This window comes from Vagococcus sp. JNUCC 83, assembly GCF_053667615.1.
Map to the genome: position 1 here is coordinate 2,136,179 of NZ_CM132204.1, position 19,373 is coordinate 2,155,551.

Annotated in this window: 18 protein-coding genes; 13 read left to right on the forward strand and 5 right to left on the reverse strand. The window is 33.5% G+C overall.

Features of this window, described 5'->3' with window-relative positions; genetic code table 11:
* Positions 1 to 116 precede the first annotated feature (116 nt).
* From JNUCC83_RS10470 to JNUCC83_RS10480, 3 genes are all read right to left on the reverse strand, one after another.
* A complete protein-coding gene (locus JNUCC83_RS10470; RefSeq protein ID WP_454459922.1) occupies positions 117 to 1,103 on the reverse strand; it encodes a polyprenyl synthetase family protein in 987 nt (328 codons plus the stop codon).
* Between the two features lie 11 nt (positions 1,104 to 1,114).
* Positions 1,115 to 1,657: a Gx transporter family protein gene (locus tag JNUCC83_RS10475; RefSeq protein ID WP_454459923.1), complete on the reverse strand. Its 543-nt coding sequence runs from the start codon at positions 1,655 to 1,657 to the stop codon at positions 1,115 to 1,117.
* 113 nt (positions 1,658 to 1,770) lie between these two features.
* Positions 1,771 to 3,684, reverse strand: a complete 1,914-nt coding sequence (locus JNUCC83_RS10480; RefSeq protein ID WP_454459924.1) for an FAD-dependent oxidoreductase — start codon at positions 3,682 to 3,684, stop codon at positions 1,771 to 1,773.
* 290 nt (positions 3,685 to 3,974) lie between these two features.
* Here JNUCC83_RS10480 and JNUCC83_RS10485 point away from each other — a divergent pair, with 290 nt between their 5' ends.
* The 4 genes from JNUCC83_RS10485 (at position 3,975) to JNUCC83_RS10500 (ending at position 6,981) form a co-directional block, all read left to right on the forward strand.
* On the forward strand, positions 3,975 to 4,523 hold the full coding sequence (locus JNUCC83_RS10485) for an FMN-binding protein (RefSeq protein ID WP_454459925.1): 549 nt from the start codon (positions 3,975 to 3,977) through the stop codon (positions 4,521 to 4,523).
* A gap of 87 nt (positions 4,524 to 4,610) precedes the next feature.
* Positions 4,611 to 5,705: an FAD:protein FMN transferase gene (locus JNUCC83_RS10490; RefSeq protein WP_454459926.1), complete on the forward strand. Its 1,095-nt coding sequence runs from the start codon at positions 4,611 to 4,613 to the stop codon at positions 5,703 to 5,705.
* Positions 5,706 to 5,725: 20 nt separating this feature from the next.
* Positions 5,726 to 6,664, forward strand: a complete 939-nt coding sequence (menA, locus tag JNUCC83_RS10495; protein WP_454459927.1) for a 1,4-dihydroxy-2-naphthoate polyprenyltransferase — start codon at positions 5,726 to 5,728, stop codon at positions 6,662 to 6,664.
* Positions 6,665 to 6,768: 104 nt separating this feature from the next.
* Positions 6,769 to 6,981, forward strand: coding sequence for a zinc ribbon domain-containing protein (locus JNUCC83_RS10500; RefSeq protein WP_079346501.1), 213 nt, complete (start codon positions 6,769 to 6,771; stop codon positions 6,979 to 6,981).
* A 45-nt stretch (positions 6,982 to 7,026) separates the two neighbouring features.
* Here JNUCC83_RS10500 and JNUCC83_RS10505 read toward each other — a convergent pair whose 3' ends face one another.
* Both JNUCC83_RS10505 and JNUCC83_RS10510 read right to left on the reverse strand, forming a co-directional pair.
* On the reverse strand, positions 7,027 to 8,196 hold the full coding sequence (locus tag JNUCC83_RS10505) for an iron-containing alcohol dehydrogenase (RefSeq protein ID WP_454459928.1): 1,170 nt from the start codon (positions 8,194 to 8,196) through the stop codon (positions 7,027 to 7,029).
* 62 nt (positions 8,197 to 8,258) lie between these two features.
* Positions 8,259 to 9,023, reverse strand: coding sequence for a DeoR/GlpR family DNA-binding transcription regulator (locus JNUCC83_RS10510; RefSeq protein ID WP_454459929.1), 765 nt, complete (start codon positions 9,021 to 9,023; stop codon positions 8,259 to 8,261).
* A gap of 259 nt (positions 9,024 to 9,282) precedes the next feature.
* On the opposite strand from JNUCC83_RS10510, the gene JNUCC83_RS10515 reads away from it, so the two are divergent.
* The 9 genes from JNUCC83_RS10515 (at position 9,283) to JNUCC83_RS10555 (ending at position 19,231) form a co-directional block, all read left to right on the forward strand.
* Entirely contained in the window at positions 9,283 to 10,638 is a 1,356-nt protein-coding gene (locus tag JNUCC83_RS10515; protein ID WP_454459930.1) for a Na+/H+ antiporter NhaC family protein, read from the forward strand.
* The gene (mtnK, locus tag JNUCC83_RS10520; protein WP_454459931.1) at positions 10,635 to 11,849 is read left to right on the forward strand and encodes an S-methyl-5-thioribose kinase; all 1,215 of its coding nucleotides are present in this window, start codon (positions 10,635 to 10,637) and stop codon (positions 11,847 to 11,849) included. Before JNUCC83_RS10515 ends, mtnK begins: the two co-directional genes overlap by 4 nt.
* Before the next feature lie 13 nt (positions 11,850 to 11,862).
* Positions 11,863 to 12,915, forward strand: coding sequence for an S-methyl-5-thioribose-1-phosphate isomerase (locus JNUCC83_RS10525; protein WP_454459932.1), 1,053 nt, complete (start codon positions 11,863 to 11,865; stop codon positions 12,913 to 12,915).
* A 72-nt stretch (positions 12,916 to 12,987) separates the two neighbouring features.
* Complete coding sequence (locus tag JNUCC83_RS10530) at positions 12,988 to 13,650, forward strand: L-fuculose-phosphate aldolase (protein WP_454459933.1); 663 nt, start codon at positions 12,988 to 12,990, stop codon at positions 13,648 to 13,650.
* A 412-nt stretch (positions 13,651 to 14,062) separates the two neighbouring features.
* Entirely contained in the window at positions 14,063 to 14,779 is a 717-nt protein-coding gene (locus JNUCC83_RS10535; protein ID WP_454459934.1) for an LPXTG cell wall anchor domain-containing protein, read from the forward strand.
* A 124-nt stretch (positions 14,780 to 14,903) separates the two neighbouring features.
* A complete protein-coding gene (locus JNUCC83_RS10540; protein ID WP_454459935.1) occupies positions 14,904 to 15,905 on the forward strand; it encodes a LacI family DNA-binding transcriptional regulator in 1,002 nt (333 codons plus the stop codon).
* 123 nt (positions 15,906 to 16,028) lie between these two features.
* A complete protein-coding gene (locus tag JNUCC83_RS10545; protein WP_454459936.1) occupies positions 16,029 to 17,330 on the forward strand; it encodes a pyrimidine-nucleoside phosphorylase in 1,302 nt (433 codons plus the stop codon).
* A 322-nt stretch (positions 17,331 to 17,652) separates the two neighbouring features.
* Positions 17,653 to 18,081 (forward strand): cytidine deaminase, encoded by a 429-nt coding sequence (locus JNUCC83_RS10550; protein ID WP_489749547.1) that lies wholly within the window; start codon positions 17,653 to 17,655, stop codon positions 18,079 to 18,081.
* Positions 18,082 to 18,124: 43 nt separating this feature from the next.
* Positions 18,125 to 19,231 (forward strand): BMP family lipoprotein, encoded by a 1,107-nt coding sequence (locus JNUCC83_RS10555; RefSeq protein WP_454459938.1) that lies wholly within the window; start codon positions 18,125 to 18,127, stop codon positions 19,229 to 19,231.
* Positions 19,232 to 19,373 lie beyond the last annotated feature (142 nt).

Here is a 19,373-nt window from a genome sequence, read left to right on the forward strand (position 1 = left end):
CTTTTTCTTTGTTAGTGTAGTTGTTTGTCTATCGTATCTCCCCGATTATATCGGGTTTAAAGAGTTGGTGCAAGCTTATGAATAAAAAGAACCTTAATCAAGGAAACGATTAAGGTTTAAAATGTTCTTTGTAAGATTAATTTAGTAATATCATAAATCTGTTGTTTTGTTTGCTGTTCGTTGTCTGGTAATGTTTGAATACTATTAAGCGCTCGAGTCGTGTAGTGAGCGGCTAAATCATATGCTTTGTCCACCCCATTATTTTTAATAACTAAGTTATGAATGGCTTTAGCATCTTCTTGTGTCATAAGTTCTTTTTTCCCTAATATCGGTTTGAATTTTTCTGGATGTTCGTGAATACTACAAATTAAAGGCAAACTATATACACCTTGACGCACATCTTCGAGTACTGGTTTTCCAATGGTTTGTTCATTTTGTGAGTAGTCTAGAATATCATCGACAATTTGGAAAGCTAATCCTATATCTTTACCTATTTCACGGCATTTATTAGCAAGCTTTTTATTGCCACCATTTTCGTAGCATCCAATAAAGCAACTTAAAGCAAATAATTCAGCCGTTTTACCCGTAATATTAGCTAGGTACTCATCAATAGTAACATCCATATTGTATCGCTCACTCATTTGTCCTAATTCACCAAGTAACACTTTTTCCATGCTCGAAGTGTTTAATTCAATACTTTTTAGTGAGCTTTGATATTCTAACAATAATTTAAAGCAAACAATAAAAAGATAGTCACCAGAATAGACAGCTATATCTGTGTTGAATGTCGAATTCATAGTAGCTGTACCACGTCTAATATTTGCCCCATCAACAATATCATCATGGATAAGTGTTGCTGTGTGTAGAGTCTCGATGGCAGCAGCGAGTGCGATGGTTTTCTTTTTATCCGTTTTTGTTCCAAAGTCTGAGAAAAGTAATAGATAGGCAGGACGAAGCAGCTTACCACCAGAATGGAAAATCGATAAAATAGCATCTTCTACTTCTTTATTAGGTAAAGAGATTGAATCAGATATTAAATTTAAGGTCTTTTGTAAATCTTTTTTTAAGGACGGATATGACGTCCACATAGCATGAGGTTCCATCAATAGTCTCCTTATTTTAGAGTGTGTTTATTATCATATGCTAACTGAAATTCTTGAAGTGTTTTGACATGCTGCATTAAGTAATTTGCAGCGATACCGATAGCAATACCAGCTAAAATACCAATCCACGAAAGAATTGGGAGGTACAACATCACAGTCCATGATTTTGCAATCCAACTAGCAACGATTAATTGACCAACATTGTGCAGAAAACCACCAAACGCACTAATACCTATTGTGCTAATACGTTTAGGACCAAGTTGTTTTAGTAGAATCATACCAAAGTAACTTAGAAAAGCGCCAGCCGCGCTGTACATTAAAGTGGATATTGTCCCTCCAAGTAATGTCGTTAAAAATAAACGAAGGACAACCAGTATAAAGCTATCTTTCATAGGCATAGTGAAAATAGCAATGATGGTAATTAAATTTGCTAGCCCCAACTTAGCTCCCGGGGCAAACGCAAAAGGAAAGGGAATCATGTTCTCAAGAAGACCGATAATGACACCTTGGGCTACTAGTAGAGCAATATAGATAATTTTTTTATTTTTCGGCATGCTTATTCTCCTTATTATAGTGAGAATACTATCAATTTATTCATAGTGCAATACTTTGAATAAAAAGAAAGTCCTAGAAATTATCTAGAACTTTCTGATGAAGTATCTTAGGTTTACGATTTTTCACCGTAGCGAGCTTTTACATCACCATACCACCAATTACCTAATTTACGTTGAATCCATGGGATAACCCATTTATCCAATCCAAAGGCACGTCCTGATCCGTTCATTAAGGCAAAGGCGACAAATAAGAACCAAATATTTACCCAGTAGAACATACCTGATAGACAGAACATAACAACTAAAACAATAGTTGTCGCATTGGCTAACCAAGTAAATAGTCCAACAATAATTGCAAGAGCTAAAGCTACTTCAAATAATGTCATAAATTTTTGCATAAACAATGCAACTTCTGTGTTTGGCATCATAAATTTCATAATTGAGCCAAACCAGTCAGGCATAGATTTGAACACTAACATAGGTTCTTCACCAAAAGCATAGCTTAGCCCAAATGTTGGATCGGGTGTTACTGTAGCGGCAGTATCGGCAGCTTGTGATGCTCCAGAGGTTGCATCAGCTGCAGGTTGTAACCATTCGAAAGGAAAGGCCACAGTATTTGTGAACCACGATCCATCTCCAAACCATGTACTAGGTTGTAATACTTTACCATTACCAACCACTTTTTTCATTGCTTCAACTAACCAAACACATCCGTAGAAAACACGTAGAGGAACAGACCACAATACGTTACTATTACGAGAGGTATGTCCTCTGAAGACATTACGCTCGTCTTTAATTCTAAAGAATTCATGCATGATATACTGGAACATGTAGTAGCCTGATCTAATATCAAAGAAGTAGCGTAAGTTGATGATATGTTTCATCAACATCGCAAAAAATCCACTTAAATGGAATTTATCAAAGACACAAGCGACAGCATACTTAGAACCAATAGATACCATGAATCCATCATATTTACCTTTATAAGCTTCTTTTTCTGAACCATTAATTGTGGCTAGGATGTTTTTAGCTGCGCAATGACCAGTTTGTTCAGCTGCTTGAACAATTTGAGGAGTTGGACGATTTTCTTTATCTGATTCTTCAAAGTAAACTAAATCTCCAACCACATAAATACCTTTATCTTCATATCCTTTTGCTTGCATGTACTCATTAGCTACTAAGCGATTAGCACGAGCAGCTGACATGTCAAACTGTTCAGCATCACTATTAGCTTTAACCCCAGCAGTCCAAATTAGGGTATGCGTTGGAATTTTTTCGCCAGATTTTAAAACGATATGGTCTTCATTAACCTCAATAATAGGCATGTCTTTTAAGATAGCAACACCTTTTTTAGTTAGATACTTTTCTGCTTTTCCAGCGTCGTTACGATCTAACATATTTAATATAGTAGGTGCCGCTTCAACCACCATTAAATTGATGTCTTCAGGTTTAATTTTGTTGTTTTTAGCTAATCTGTCTTTCCAGTCGATTAATTCACCGACCATTTCAATACCGGTAAATCCAGAACCACAAACAACAAAGTTTAACATCGCTTTACGTTTAGCTTCATCAGGTTCAACTGATGCTAAAGTAACTGTGCGTTCAATATGCTCTCTGATTTTGGTAGCATCGTCCATTGACCATAAAGTAAAGCCATGTTCTTTCACACCTGGAGTACCAAAATCGTTAGGTTCTCCACCCATACCTAAAACTAAATAATCAAATGAATAAGATCCCTGTTGTGTTTTAACTATCTTTTTCTCTTTATCAATCGTTGTGACAGTATCTGTTACAATGCTCACATTTTTACGTTTACAAAATAGACGCTGTAAGTCGTACTGAATTGCCTCGGGTTCAACACGTCCGCCAGCAACTTCATGTAACTCTGTCATCATTGTTTGATACGAATGACGATCAATTAATGTGATATGAGCATCAGGATTTTTTTTCAATTTTTTTGATAACATTTTCGTAGCAGCTATACCAGAGTAACCAGCTCCAACAACTACTATTTCAGTCTTTGCCATAAAACACTCTCCTTATATTAATAGAAATTAGTTTGTGAATTGTGCAGAATATAAATGAATAATAACAACGTGAAAAATTTTACACAATTACTTACAATTATACAGTGTTTTTAAAAAAATGTCTAACAAATCTTTGATTATATTGTAAATAAGCGGAAGTAAGAGAAATATTAGAAAGCTGTGAAAAAATGAATAAAGTTATTGAAAGGCGTTGCATTTTTTGTCACATTGATATAAAATTACAAGTGATTAGAAGTTCACAAAGAATATAAAAAGGCGGGTTATTCATTATGAAAATTAAAAAATTAGTATCAGGTGTTACCATGTTAGCTTTAGCAACAGTTTTATTAGCTGCTTGTGGTGGGGACAAAGCTGATGACACAAAAACATCAAGTTCAACTAAAGAATCTAGTTCAGTCGTTGCAAAAGAATCATCAACTGAAGAGTCTTCAATGACCATTGGAGAGTTAAAAGATGGTGAATACAAATTAGAAGAAAAAAATTATAACAATGGCTACCGTGTTGTCTTTACTATTGTTGTTAAAGATGGGAAAATTACAGAGTCTAACTACGATAATGTAAACGAAGATGGCAAATCAAAAGTTGAAGACGCAGAATACAACAAAAAAATGGAAGAAGTTGCAAAAACTTCACCAGAAAAATATATTCCTGAATTAAATAAAGAATTATTAGAAAAACAAAATCCTTCAAATATTGATACAATTACAGGTGCAACTCACTCTACAGATAGCTTCAAAGAATATGCAAAACAATTAATTGAAGCAGCTGAAAAAGGTGACACTAAAACAATTGAAATCGACAACCAAGTAGAAAAATAAGGTTGAATTTTGTTATAATAATGAGTGGCAAGCTAATTAGTTTGCCACTATTTTTATTTTTAATTAATTGATAGAGAGGAAGTACTCATGAAAAATAAACTAGTTTTAAGCTTTATGTTACTAATGTTGACGAGTACAGTAATGGTAGGGTGTACGGACAATCAATCAAAAACCAATACATCCAATAAACAAGAAAAATTGGTTAAAGAGCCATATTCTGAAAGACAATTTTTAATGGGGACTTACGTTCAGGTCAAAATATACAATGAAGGAAAAGAAGATGTCTTAAAAAAAGCATTTGACCGTATTGGTGTGTTGGATAGAGCAATTACGGTAAATGAAAAAGGATCTGAGGTAGATGAAATTAATGAACAGGCTGGTATAAAACCTGTTAAAGTGAGCTCGGATGTTTATGATTTAATCAAATCAGCTATCCATTATAGTGAAGATTCAAACGGAGGATTTGATTTAGCGATTGGTCCAATCACTCAGTTGTGGCATATTGGATTTGATGACGCAAGAAAACCAGAACAAAATGAAATTGATCAAGAGCTAAAAAAAGTAGATTATAAAAAAGTAATACTAAATGATAAAGAACAAACGGTTTATTTAGAAGAAAAGGGCATGAGTTTGGATTTAGGAGCGATTGCTAAGGGATATATTACTGATGAGGTAGTCGATGTTTTAAAAGAAAATGATGTCACTAGTGCTATTGTTGATTTAGGCGGAAACGTCTATGTGCTAGGGGATAACCCAAAAAGTGAGTCAGGGAATTGGAAAGTAGGCATCCAGGATCCAAATGAAGCAAGAAATACAGTTGTTGGTACTGTGGAAGAAAAGAATAAATCATTAGTAACCTCAGGTATCTATGAGAGATACTTAAAAGTTGGAGATGATGTGTATCATCATTTGTTTAATTCAAAAACGGGGTATCCTTTTGATAATGATATAGCGGGTGTCACAATTGTTTCAGATACTTCGATAGCAGGAGATGCTTTATCGACAGCTGTTTTTTCTAAAGGCGTTAAAGATGGGATGGCCTACGTTGATAGTTTAGACGGAGTAGATGCTATTTTTATCACGAAAGAAGATGATATTTATATTAGTAAAGGACTCCAAAATAATTTTAAATTAAATGAAGACTCTCCTTATAAAGTTAAAAATATAAAAGATTTGAAATAAATTTCAAAGGAGGTGTTGTGATGGAAGTATTTTTTGAGTTGGTAGAAATTCGGACTAAATTAGCTAGTGTGTTTCCGTATTTTATAGGGTTGTTATTTTCTCTATATTATTTTGGTCAGATAAATTGGCTTAACATGTGCTTGTTTTTTATCGGCATGTTTGTATTTGATATGGCGACAACGGCTATTAATAATTTAATGGACTATCTAAAAGCCAAAGATGACAGTTATCAGCAATCAATTAATATTATAGGAAAAGCTGGCTTAAAAGTAACGAACGTACGACATATGATCATAGGAATGATTACTTTTTCAAGTATTATTGGGTTATGGTTAACTTTTAGAACAAGTTTACTCTTATTACCTATGGGTGGTTTATGCTTTTTAATCGGTATATTTTATACGTTTGGTCCAATACCACTCTCAAGAATGCCTTTAGGTGAGCTTTTTAGTGGGGTGACGATGGGGTTTGGTATTTTCTTTATTACACTATATTTAAATGTTTTTGATACATCGTTTTTAACTCTTAATTTTCAGAATGGTCAATTTTTACTAGCAGGTGATATTAAAGAATTGATAGTGAGTGTCTGGGCGTCTATTCCTATGATGTTTACTATTGCTAACATCATGTTAGCAAATAACTTGTGTGATTTAGATCAGGATATTTTAAATCATCGTTATACGCTTCCTTTTTATATTGGTAGGAAAAATGGTGTGTACTTATTTGATGTACTAATGTATAGCTGTTATTTAGTTATTATTGTAGGGGTGTTAGTTGGCATCTATCACTGGAGTATGCTGATTGTATTACTAACTTTTCCTGTTATTAAGAAAAACGTTTCTTCTTTTAATGAAAAGCAAGAAAAAGGGACGACTTTTTCTGTAGCGATAAAAAATTTAGTGTTATTTAATGGTGCGCAGATTATCGGGTTACTCTTAGGAATCTTCTTAACAAAGTAGCGTAAAAGTATTTTATAGTCGCTTTAGCTTTGCTAGAGACATTATAAAATGCTTTTTTTTATGACCTATAGTAAAATTATTTTACCTAAAAAGGGGGAGAAGAAATGTCAAAAAAACAATATCAATGTGAAAAATGTGGCTGTTTAGATTATACAGCGGATCAGATACAAGCTACTGGTGGCGATTTTTCAAAAATCTTTAATGTTCAAAACAAAAAATTTACGACTATTAGCTGTAAACAATGTGGCTTTACGGAGTTATATCGAAATGAAACATCATCAGGTATGAATATTTTAGATTTTTTAATTGGTGGATAAACATAGAAAAACTAGTAAGAATAGCTACTCTTACTAGTTTTTTGATTATAAAGCAATCGTTAAAATATTTACAATATCATTTGAGGTGAGAGGTTTCAGATGCCCAATTGTTTGGGAATCATTTTTTGTTGCTCGTTGTGCCATCTCTTCAAAATGTGTGGTATCAATAGATAATTCCTTTAAATAGGATTTCATCCCCATTTTGGTAAAAAATTCTCTTGTTTTTTCAATACTTAAATGAATAATTTCAGATTCTGTGTAAGCAAATGGATCAATATCAAAAACACGTACACCGTATTGTACGAAAATGTCTGGATAAAATTGACTCACATAAGTCATCCAAGCAGGAAAAATAATTGCCATCCCCTCCCCATGAACCACGCCATATTGGCCGCTAAGTTCATGCTCAATTCTATGAGATGCCCAATCAGGTTCTCTACCTAACTCTAAAGAATTATTATGTGCCATAGAGGCTGTCCACATGATTTCTGCGCGAAGCTCGTAATTCGTTAAATCATTCATAAGGTGTGTACCATTAATCATTAATGATTTTATAGCGCCTTCTAGTAAAAAGTCAGTCAAATTAACGTGTGTGGCACTAGTAAAGTATCGCTCTAAGAGGTGTGTTAAAATATCTGATACACCAACTCCAGTAGGATAAGCTGGTAATAATTGTGTGTATTCGGGATTTAGTATAGAAAATTTTGGGATGATTGAGTTTGTTTCAACACCTAATTTATATTCTTCATTAGAAATAATCGTAGCGTTGGACATTTCTGAACCAGATGATGCAACGGTTGAAATCACTCCAATAGGAAGAGTATGCTCAACTTCTTGTTCTCCTGTAAAGAAATCCCAAGTATCCCCTTCGTATAAACATCCAAATGATAAAGCTTTAGCTGTATCAATAACACTACCACCACCTACTGCTAAAATAAAATCAATCTGTTCATCAGCTACGACTTTTTCTAAGCGCTTAATCAAAGATAATTTTGGATTTGGGACCACATTTCCATCTTGGAAAAGCGAAATGTCATATTGTTGACAGGATTGTTCGATAGTTTCCCAAATCCCTAGTTTGAAGATGTAATCCCCACTATATAAGACAAGAACACGTTTTGTTTTAGTATAGTGATTAATGAGTTCGCCTACTTTAGACTCTTGTCCTTTACCAAAATAAATATTTGCTGGATTATAATAATTAAAGTTTAACATGAGTTATACCCTTCCTTTATGATTGTTTTCTTTTGTTGGAAAGTATACAAAATAAAGGATTATTAATAAATTAGCTGGATATTTTCTCTGTCAAAAAAAGAAATCCATTCATGGTTGAAAGGTTTTTGATCAGTAATCACCGTATTGATTTGAGAAAAATCTGAAATAATATGCACGGTTCTAAAATCAAATTTAGTATGGTCAATCACTAAAATCGTTTGGTTAGATTGTGTCATAAATTGATATCTCACTATCGATTCCACTTCGCTATTATCAGTAGGACCAACCCCAAAAGATAATCCGGAACTACTGATAAAGGATTTATCAATCAAGTAACGTGATATATCAGACTGAGCGTTGGCCCCAACAAAGGAATGTGAAACAGCTCTAAAATTTCCACCAATCCCAATCAGGTTAATCGTCTGATGCCCTTTTAATACATTAAATATATCAAGAGAGTTAGTAATAATTGTTAGTTTGAGTTTTGTTTTGGCTAAAAAAGTAGCAATCGTTAAGCAGGTTGTTGAACTATCTAAAGCAATCGAATCTCCTTCTTCAATCAAAGACATACAATGTTCTGCCATAATTTGTTTTTCTTTTTGATACATTGTTTCTCGTAAAAATATCGGAACTTCTTTATCTTTATTATTTGGTTTGAATGCGCCACCACGAACTCTTTTTAAAAGCTTCTTTTCTTCTAAAGTATCTAAATCTTTTCTGATTGTTTCTTCAGTGACACTAAATTGACTACTTAAGTCACTTACACGCACACTTCCTTGTTCATCAAGTAAAGAAAGAATTGCTTGTAAACGGTCATATTTAATCATATACATCCCTTTCCTTTTAGATCTTTCTACGTGTAGTGTAATCAAATAAAGTAAAAATGTAAAGAAAAAAAAGACTAAACAAAGAAAATCAAAACAAATAATCTTTAAATATCTTCGTTTTATATAACAAAATAATAAAAATACTTGTATTCAAAGAAAAACAAAGATATATTGGCTTTGTTGGAAGCGTATACAAAATGTTAGGTGTTTATTTTAAAGGTTTTACAAAAAAGAAAAACAAAGAAAAAGGAGAACAGTTATGGAATCGAAGAAAAAAGGTCATTTTAAAGGGATGGTCCCGTTAATTATTTTCTTGGTATTATATATGGCAACAGGACTTATCTCAGGTAGTTTTGAAAGCATGCCACTTATGATTGGTATACTTATCGCAATCGGTATTGCACTGACGATGAACAATAAGGATAAACCTACAACCTTTGATGAGCGTGTTATGATGTTTTGTAAAGGTGGCGGGGACTCTGGTTTAATGTTGATGGTCGTTATTTTTATTTTAGCAGGTGCTTTTTATGGTGTGGCAAATGGAATGAAAGCTGTTGACTCTATCACCAATTTAGGATTAACAATTTTACCTTCTAATATGATTCTACCAGGGCTGTTTATCATTGCATGTATCTTAAGCTTTTCAATGGGGACATCTATGGGGACAGTAGCAGCTCTTGCTCCTATTGCCATTGATATTGCTGGAAAAACAAATTCAAATTTGGCATTAGTCTGTGGTATTGTGGTTGGTGGAGCAATGTTTGGAGATAACCTATCATTTATTTCAGATACAACGATTGCAGCAACACGTAGTCAAGGTGTATCAATGAAAGACAAGTTTAAAGCAAATATTCTACTAGTTTTACCTGCTGTTGTGATCAATTTGTTGCTCTTGGCTTTTCAACCAATTGATACAACGACTTTATCTGGTGCAACCCACGATTTTAATTTAGTTAATATACTACCTTATGTTTTAGTTATTATTTTATCATTAATTGGCATTCAAGTTGTTTTAGTAATGGTTGCTGGTATCTTTTCGGGGATGGTTATTGGAATGATTCATGGAGATTTTAATTTAATTGAATTTATGAAAATAGCTCATGATGGGATGAAAGGCATGGAAGATATGGCTATTATTGCTATATTAGTTGGTGGCTTAGTTGCATTAATGAATTATTTAGGTGGGATTGATTGGTTATTGAGTGTTCTGACTAAAAATACTAAAAGTTCGCGAGGCGGAGAATTATCTATTGCAGCTTTAGTTAGTTTAATGGATATCGCAACAACAAATAATACAATTTCAATTATCGCAGCAGGACCTCTAGCAAAAGATATCTCAAATCAGTTTGGTATTTCACCCTCTCGAACAGCTAGTTTATTAGATATCTTTTCAGCAGCATTCAATGGTTTATTACCTTATGCCGGACAATTATTGGTTATAGGCGGTATGGCAGGAGTGTCACCAGTGAGCATTATGCCTTACAATTGGTATTCTTTATTAATGATTGTTGTGGCTTTATTATCAATCGCGATTGGTTTTCCAAAAGGTAAGTTGTCAGATCATAGTAAATTTGTGACAGACAAAGCAGTAGTGGAAGGGGAAATTGTAAAATGAGACAGTTTAATGAGCACTTTTTAATGTCACATGATGATGTAAAAGACTATGTGGCAAAGCATTTAGGATTATTTGAAGATACAACAGGTTTAGAAATAGAAGAAATTGGAGACGGAAATATCAACTATGTGTTTAAAGTTATTGAACCTAGTAGTGGAAAAAGCGTCGTTGTCAAACAAGCCGATGTCCTGTTACGCTCATCCGGTCGACCATTGGATATTAATAGAAATAAAATTGAAGCCGATATACTAAAGATTCAGTACGATTTGATGCCTGAATATATTCCAGAAATCTATGATTATAATGAAAATATGGCTGCTCTTACTATGGAAGATATTTCTGCCTATAAAAATTTACGTTATGAACTATTAAACAAACGACAATTTCCGAAATTAGCCGAAGAAATTAGTGATTTTATGGCACAAGTATTAGTCTCAACAAGTGATTTGGTTTGGGATAGAAAAGACAAGAAGAATCAAGTGAAAAATTTTATTAATATCGATATGTGTGATATTAGTGAAGACTTAGTCTTTACAGAACCTTACTATGATTACAAAAAACAAAATATTATTTTAGAGGATAACCAATCATTTGTAGAAGAGTTTATTTACCAAAACGAAGAGTTAATTGCTCAAGTAGCGATGTTACGAGATAAATATATGAATTATGCCCAAGCTTTAGTACATGGTGATCTTCATTCGGGGTCTATTTTTGCTAATGAAGATGGGATTAAAGTGATTGATCCAGAATTTGCTTTCTATGGTCCAATGGGTTATGACATTGGTAATGTGATTGGTAACCTATTCTTTTCTTTAGCTAATAATGACTTTTTTGAGACGGATGACTCTTTTGGTGAATGGTTATCTGATACAATTATAGCGATTTATGATTTAACCAAAGAGAAAATAACCCAAGTGATAAAAGAAAAAGTCGAGTTACCTCTATATCAAAATGAAGCCTTTATCAAACAATATGTCGTAGCAGTGATGCAAGACACATTAGGATATGCAGGAACAGAGATGATTCGCCGCACGATAGGTGATTCAAAAGTGAAAGAAATTTCATCAGCACCGGAAACAAGTGACCGAGTGCAAATGGAGAGAGTTATTTTAACATTTGCTATTAACTGTATTATTGATAGGGAAAAAATAACAACAGGTAAGGCTTTGATGCGTCGTTACCGATTATCCAAAAATAGTATTATAAAATAAGGGAGTCTTGACAATGACTAGAGCAGATTATGGTATGCCGTTTTTATTACAATATGAAAATGTCGCATGGTATGAAAAAGGAAAAGTACGGATACTGGATCGACGTATCTATCCAACAGATATTGTGTTTGTTGAATGTGTGACTCACCAAGAAGTCGCTCAGGCCATTACCGATATGGTGACACAAAGTGCCGGTCCGTATACAGCAGCTGGGATGGGTATGGCTTTAGCAGCGTATGAATCTAGAGAATTACCAATAGATGAACAAAAGGAGTATCTAGATAAGGCAGCATATACAATTGGTTATGCAAGACCGACCACAGCAAATCGTATGACACAAATTACTGAAAATTGCGCACGTGTTGGAAAACTTGCTTTGGATAATGGAGAAGACGCTATTGATGCTATCTTTAACACAACCATTGACTCACTAAATCGTCGTTATACAATCATGGATACAGTGGGACGGACGTTGCTGAAACAACTTCCTAAAAAAGGAAGTGTCTTAACACAATGCTTTGGTGAAACAATTATTGGCACATTATTTCGAGCAGCCAAAGAAGAAGGGTATGAATTAGATGTCTATTGTGCAGAGACAAGACCTTATTTTCAAGGAGCTAGATTAACTGCTAGTTGTGTGGCGGATTTAGGTTTCAATACTACAGTGGTAACAGATAATATGATATCCTACATTATGGAAAATAAAGGCATCGACGTATTTACTTCTGCTGCAGATACTATTGCAAGAGATGGTCATATCGCCAATAAAATTGGAACAAATCAAATAGCAATTTTAGCACAACACTATGAAGTTCCATATTACGTTACAGGAATCCCAGATACAGATAAGTTTGGTCGTGAAGACATTATTATAGAAGAAAGGGATCCTCAACAAGTCTTAGAATACAGAGGAATTAAAAATACGTTACCTAGCGTGAAAGGGATATACCCGTCATTTGATATTACACCACCAAGTCGAATTAGTGGCGTTGTAACAGATAAAGGATTATATTCACCCTATGATTTAGAAACATATTTTACACATGAAGCAACAAGATTTTATTAGACTGATTTGTCGAGTTACCAATAATCTGTCAGATGTAAAATTAACAAAGAAGTAAATAAAAGGATGATAACAATGAAGTATATGAAAGAACGACAATTACTCGTAGATTATGGTAAACAAATGATTGAAGAAAAATTAACAACAGGTACAGGAGGCAACTTAAGTATTTACCTTCGAGAAGACAATTTGATGTTAATTACCCCAAGTGGCATACCATATATGGATACATTACCTGAGGATATGGTTTTAATGACATTGGATGGTGAGATAGTTGAAGGCCATCGAAAACCATCCAGTGAGTATGATATGCATTGTATTTTTTATAAAAATACAGAACACATTAATGCAGTGGTTCATACGCATTCTGAATTTGCCACAGTATTCGCTTGTTTGCAACAGGATATTTTACCACTACATTATATTATTGGCTCTGTTGGTAAAAAAATACGTTGTTGTAAATACGAAACGTTTGGTACAAGAGAGTTAGCGCAAACGGTTTTTGAAACGATCGGTGATGACAAGGGACTTTTATTAGGAAACCACGGAACAATTGCTGTTGGGGAAGATTTACCATCAGCCTTTTCAGTGGCTAAAGATATTGAGTTTATTGCGAAACTATATTACCGGGCTTTATCTATTGGACAGCCAGTCCTTTTAGATGAGGATGATTTATCCGAGGTAATAGAAAAGTTTGGAACTTATGGCCAACTGAGAACATACGGTCAAGAAAACTAATTAAATAATGAATTATTTGAATACTGTGATATAAAGTAATGTTAACATTTTGAAGCAACAACATTTTTGGCTGACTCTTTTAAAAAAACATCATACATCAATAGATTCCTCTTTCTAAAAATTAACTTAGAAAGGGGAATATTTATTTTATATATGTGTTTATTACTAATGTTTTATGGCGAAGGATAGCAATTTTTTATAAAGTAACGAATGATTGATGTAAGCTAGTTAAACTCAATGAAAATCAATTTCTTTGTTTATAAAATCCCACATTTTTAATATATTTTAATTAAAAGTATAATAAAAACTAAAAATAACACAATTATAATCTTTTTATTGAAATAACGTTTTTAAATGTTATAATATGGATGTAGTTTGTATAAAAAATTAAATATTTAAGGAGAGAATTACAATGAAAAAAGCTAAGTTAACAACAGCTATGTTAGCGTTATTAGTTGGTACAGCAGTAGCACCGATGGCAGTTTCAGCGAAAACAGATGATCAAAAAGCAGAGGATTCATATCAAGCAGGATGGGAAGCTTTAAGTCCATATATTCCAGAGAAAATCTCTGATGCTGATTCAGCTAAAGAAGGAAAAGATAAAGAAGATACACATGCTGATAAATGGGAAGAAGAAGCAAATAAAGTTGTAAATCCAGCATGGAACACTGAATCTGCTAAAGAAGGAAAAGATGCAGAAGATGCAGGAAAAGATGCATGGGAAAAAGCAGCTACAAAAGATTCAGTAGAAAAAGATTGGAATACTCCAACTGCTGAAGAAGGAAAAGCCACAGAAGATTCATGGCATGATGCATGGGAAAAAGCAGCTAACGAAGCTAATAAAAAAGAAGAAACTAAAACTTCTGAATCAACAGTAGAATCTTCAAAAGAGGAAACTAAAACTTCTGAATCTTCAAAAGAAGCAGGAAAAACAACTGACTCTAAAAAAGAAGAAACTAAAACAACAGATTCTAAAAAAGCAGCTGTAAAAGTTGCTTCTAAAAAAGAAGAGGGTAAAAAATCTGCAGCTGTTTTACCACAAACAAATGATACTGTAAATGCTGGCTTAGTTGCTGGTGGAGTGTTATCTATGTTAGGTTCAGCATTATTATTCTTCAGAAAAAAATAATTTCTATATGAAAAAGAAAGGTAAGTAGTAGCTCTCTATTATTTGCCTTTTTTGTTATTTCTTCTGTTCATTTAAAGTCTATTTTGATATGATTAAGTCGATAAATGAAACGAGGTGATATGACATGAAAGTAACCATCAAAGAAATTGCAGCAATATCCGGTGTTTCAACTACAACGGTTTCTCAAATATTAAATAATAAAGGTCAAAGATTTAGTGAAGAAACGCGTCAACGTGTTTTAAAAATTGTAGAAGAATATGATTATAATCCTGATTATTTTGCTAAAAATATGGTGCACCGTGAATCAAAGACGGTGGGTATGATTGTACCCGATGTGACAGATTTATTTTTCTCTAAAGTAATAGAGGGAGTCGAAGCTTATTTTAATAAAAAAGATTATATGATTTTATTATGTAATTCTAGACATTCGTCAGAAAAAGAAAAAGACTACATAAAACAGTTACAGAATCGATCAGTCGCAGGGATTTTATTAGCGAGTCCTAATTCATTAAAACTTGAAAGCGATTTAAAAGGAAGCCCTTATATATTAATTGATAGAGGATTAAATACTCGTACAGAGGGGAATTTATTGGTAAAAGAATATAGTGGGGTATATCAAGCAACGCAACACCTCATAGATAACGGACATACAAAAATAGGAATGTTGACAAACGAATCTGGTTACTATGAAATGAGTGAGCGATTTGATGCTTATTATCAATGTTTAAAAGATAATCGTATCACGTATAATCCTGATTTTATAGCAGATGGACCTGTGACTATCGAAGGTGGGTACCAAGCGGCCAAAGAATTGCTAGAAAAACAGTGTATCACTGCACTATGTTGTGGTAACGATCAGATGGCTATTGGAACTTATAGAGCAGCCTATGAATTAGGCTTGTCAATTCCTGATGATTTATCAATTATTGGTTTTGATGATTTGGAAATTTCATCCTTTTTAAATCCCCCATTAACAACAGTTAAACAACCGGCATTTGATATTGGTTATACAGCAGCTCAGTATTTATTACAAGAAATAGAACAACCAGAAAATATTATTCCCAATAAAACATTTGAAACAACATTTATCGTTAGAGGAAGTACATTAAATATTGACAAAGTATAAAAACGTGATAAAATCTAATTGTAAGCGCTATTAGTTAAATACTACATGAAGTAAAACGATTTACTCTTTAAAAGTAAACTGTTGAGTAAACCGTTTTACTTTCTAAGAATTGAGGAATTTATAATGAGAATGGTAGATTTGGTTAAAAAGAAACGAGATGGATTACCGTTAACACAAGATGAGATTGAATTTATTATAAATGGTTATACAACAGGTGATGTGACGGATTACCAAATGAGTGCTTTGTTAATGGCTATATACTTTAATGATATGACAGACGAAGAGATTACTTGGATGACAACAGCAATGAGTCAGTCTGGCGATATGATTGACTTATCAGCTATCAAAGGAATTAAGGTAGATAAACATTCAACTGGTGGTGTTGGAGATACGACAACATTAGTTTTAGCTCCTTTAGTGGCTTCAGTTGGGGCTAAAGTCGCTAAAATGAGTGGACGTGGATTAGGGCACACAGGTGGAACGATTGACAAATTAGAAGCAATACCAGGTTTTAAAGTAGAGCTTGAAAATGACGAGTTTATTAAATTTGTTAATGAAAGTAATGTAGCTGTAACAGGTCAATCTGGAGATTTAGCACCCGCAGACAAAAAAATCTATGCTTTGCGTGATGTTACAGCTACAGTTGATTCTATCCCATTGATTGCCAGTTCAATTATGAGTAAAAAAATAGCATCTGGAGCTGATGCCATTGTACTAGATGTGACTACAGGTGACGGAGCTTTCATGAAAAGCCTAGAAGATGCTGAAAGATTAGCTCATACAATGGTGAGAATTGGTCATTTAGCAAATCGTCAAACGATGGCAATTATATCAGATATGTCACAGCCATTAGGACGTGCTATTGGAAATGCAAATGAAATCAAAGAAGCTATAGATGCACTAAAAGGGGAAGGTCCAGATGATTTAATGGAAATGGTCTATACACTAGGTAGTCAGATGGTAGTTTTGGCTGAAAAAGCTTCAACATTACAAGAAGCAAGAGAATTATTAGAAAATAGTATAACAAGCGGGGAGGCTTCTGATAAATTTAAAGAAATGATTCGAAATCAAGGTGGCGATGACTCTGTGGTAGATTTTCCAGAAAAACTACCACAGGCAAAATATTTGATAGAAGTTCCTGCTAAAAAATCTGGCGTTGTTTCGAAAATTGTTGCAGATAAGATCGGTGTTGCAGCAATGCTTTTAGGGGCTGGAAGAAGAACAAAAGAAGAAAACATTGACTATGCAGTTGGGCTGATTTTAAATAAAAAGATTGGTGAAATAGTTTTTGAAGGCGAATCTTTAGTGACTATACAGTCAAATCGACAAGACGTAAACGATGTACTAAAAGTTATTTATGATAACATAGAAATTGGTGAAGTAGGGACAGAACCGGTTCTTATCCATAAAATCATAACCGAATAATGAAAAAAAATGATGAAAAATCGTTCATATTATTCTAATGAATATTGATAATTCTTCTTAAAAATAGTATCTTTAATTTTAGAGGTATTATTAATGATTAAAGTCTTTTATACCTAATTTATTATAAAATAACAATTATTTGTTACTTTTCTCGTCTAGTAATTAATGTTAGTAAAGTAAGAGTTTTCATTTAAAGATCAGATTAAGAGATTATTTGATAAATAATTGGTATAGTTGTAATAAGTTGGTCTTATAAAGATGTTACTTTATCAAAAAAGGGGGCGGACAATATCAAAATACTCTGATGGCGTCTCATGAGTTGATGTTCTTAGGTAATAAAGATAGGAGATATATTATGACAGTAAATAAACATTGGATTGACCATGCAACACATGCGTATCATCAAGCATATGTTCCTTATTCTGAATTTCCTGTAGGCGCGGCTCTGGTTACTAAATCAGGAAAAGTGTATGAAGGATGTAATATTGAAAATGCATCATTTGGATTGACAAATTGTGCTGAAAGAACGGCCATTTTTAAAGCAGTATCAGAAGGTGAAACAGAGTTTGCTCATTTGGTAGTTATTGGAAATACTAAAGAACCTATTTCTCCTTGTGGGGCATGCAGACAAGTACTAGTTGAGTTTTGTGAACCGGATATGCCAATTACATTATGTAATTTAAATGGCGATACAAGAGAAACAACAATGAAAGAGCTACTTCCTTATTCATTTGTCGAAGTAGAAAAATAACTATTTAACTTAACAAAAAATTATAAGCGGAGGTTTTTCAAAAATGAAAAAATCAACAAAATTTGGTGCAGGATTATTAGTTATGGGATTAGCATTAACGTTAACAGCTTGTGGGGGAAATAAATCAGGTAACGTTGGTGGAAAGTCAACTTCAGATGAAAAGCCAGATAAAACAGTTCATACAGCAGCAATTATTACTGACGTTGGTGGTGTCGATGATAAATCGTTTAACCAAGGAGCTTGGGAAGGTTTGAAAGAATGGGGAGAAGCTAACAAACTTGAAAAAGGTGCCAATGGTTATGATTATTTTCAATCAACAGATGCTTCTCAATATACAACTAATATTGATCAAGCTGTCGCAAGTAAATTTGAAACAGTTTTTGGGATTGGTTATTTATTAACAGATGCTATTTCAGCAGCAGCAGATCAAAACAAAGACACTCAATTTGGTATTGTCGACTCAGTTATTGAAGGAAAAGATAATGTTGTTTCAATAACATTTAAAGATAACGAAGCAGCTTATTTAGCAGGTATTGCAGCAGCTTACTCTACTAAATCTGACAAAGTTGGATTTATTGGTGGAGAAGAAGGCGCAGTTATTGATCGTTTTGAAGCAGGATTTGTAAAAGGTGTGGAAGACGGTGCTAAAGAATTAGATAAGAAAATTAAAGTTGATGTACAATATGCCGCTTCATTTGGTGATCCAGCTAAAGGAAAAGCATTAGCAGCAAACATGTACCAAAATGGTGTTGATATTATTTATCATGCATCAGGTGGTACAGGAGCTGGTGTATTCCAAGAAGCGAAAGACTTAAATGAAAAACAACCTGCAGACAAACGCGTTTGGGTGATTGGTGTAGATAGAGATCAAGAAGATGATGGTAACTATAAAGACAAAGATGGTAAAGAAGAAAACTTTACATTAACTTCAAGTATTAAAGGTGTAGGAACTGCGGTTAAAGACGTAACTGAGAAAGCTCAAAAAGGCGAATTTCCTGGTGGAGACGTATTAGTTTATGGACTTAAAGAGGGCGGAGTCGATTTATCTAAAGGACATTTAGATGAAAAAGCAATTGAAGCAGTAGAAAAGGCTCGTAAAGAAGTTATTGATGGAAAAGTAGAAGTACCAGAAGCTCCAAGTAAAAAATAATTGAGTTAAAAAGTCGTTGATAGAAAACTTTATGGGAAACGTTCAAAATAAACTGAATAACTTTTCCATAAAGTTTTTCTTTTAGACTTTAAAGGAATGGGAAAAGTACGTTTTCTCTTTCCTTCAAAGTCTAAACTTTGAA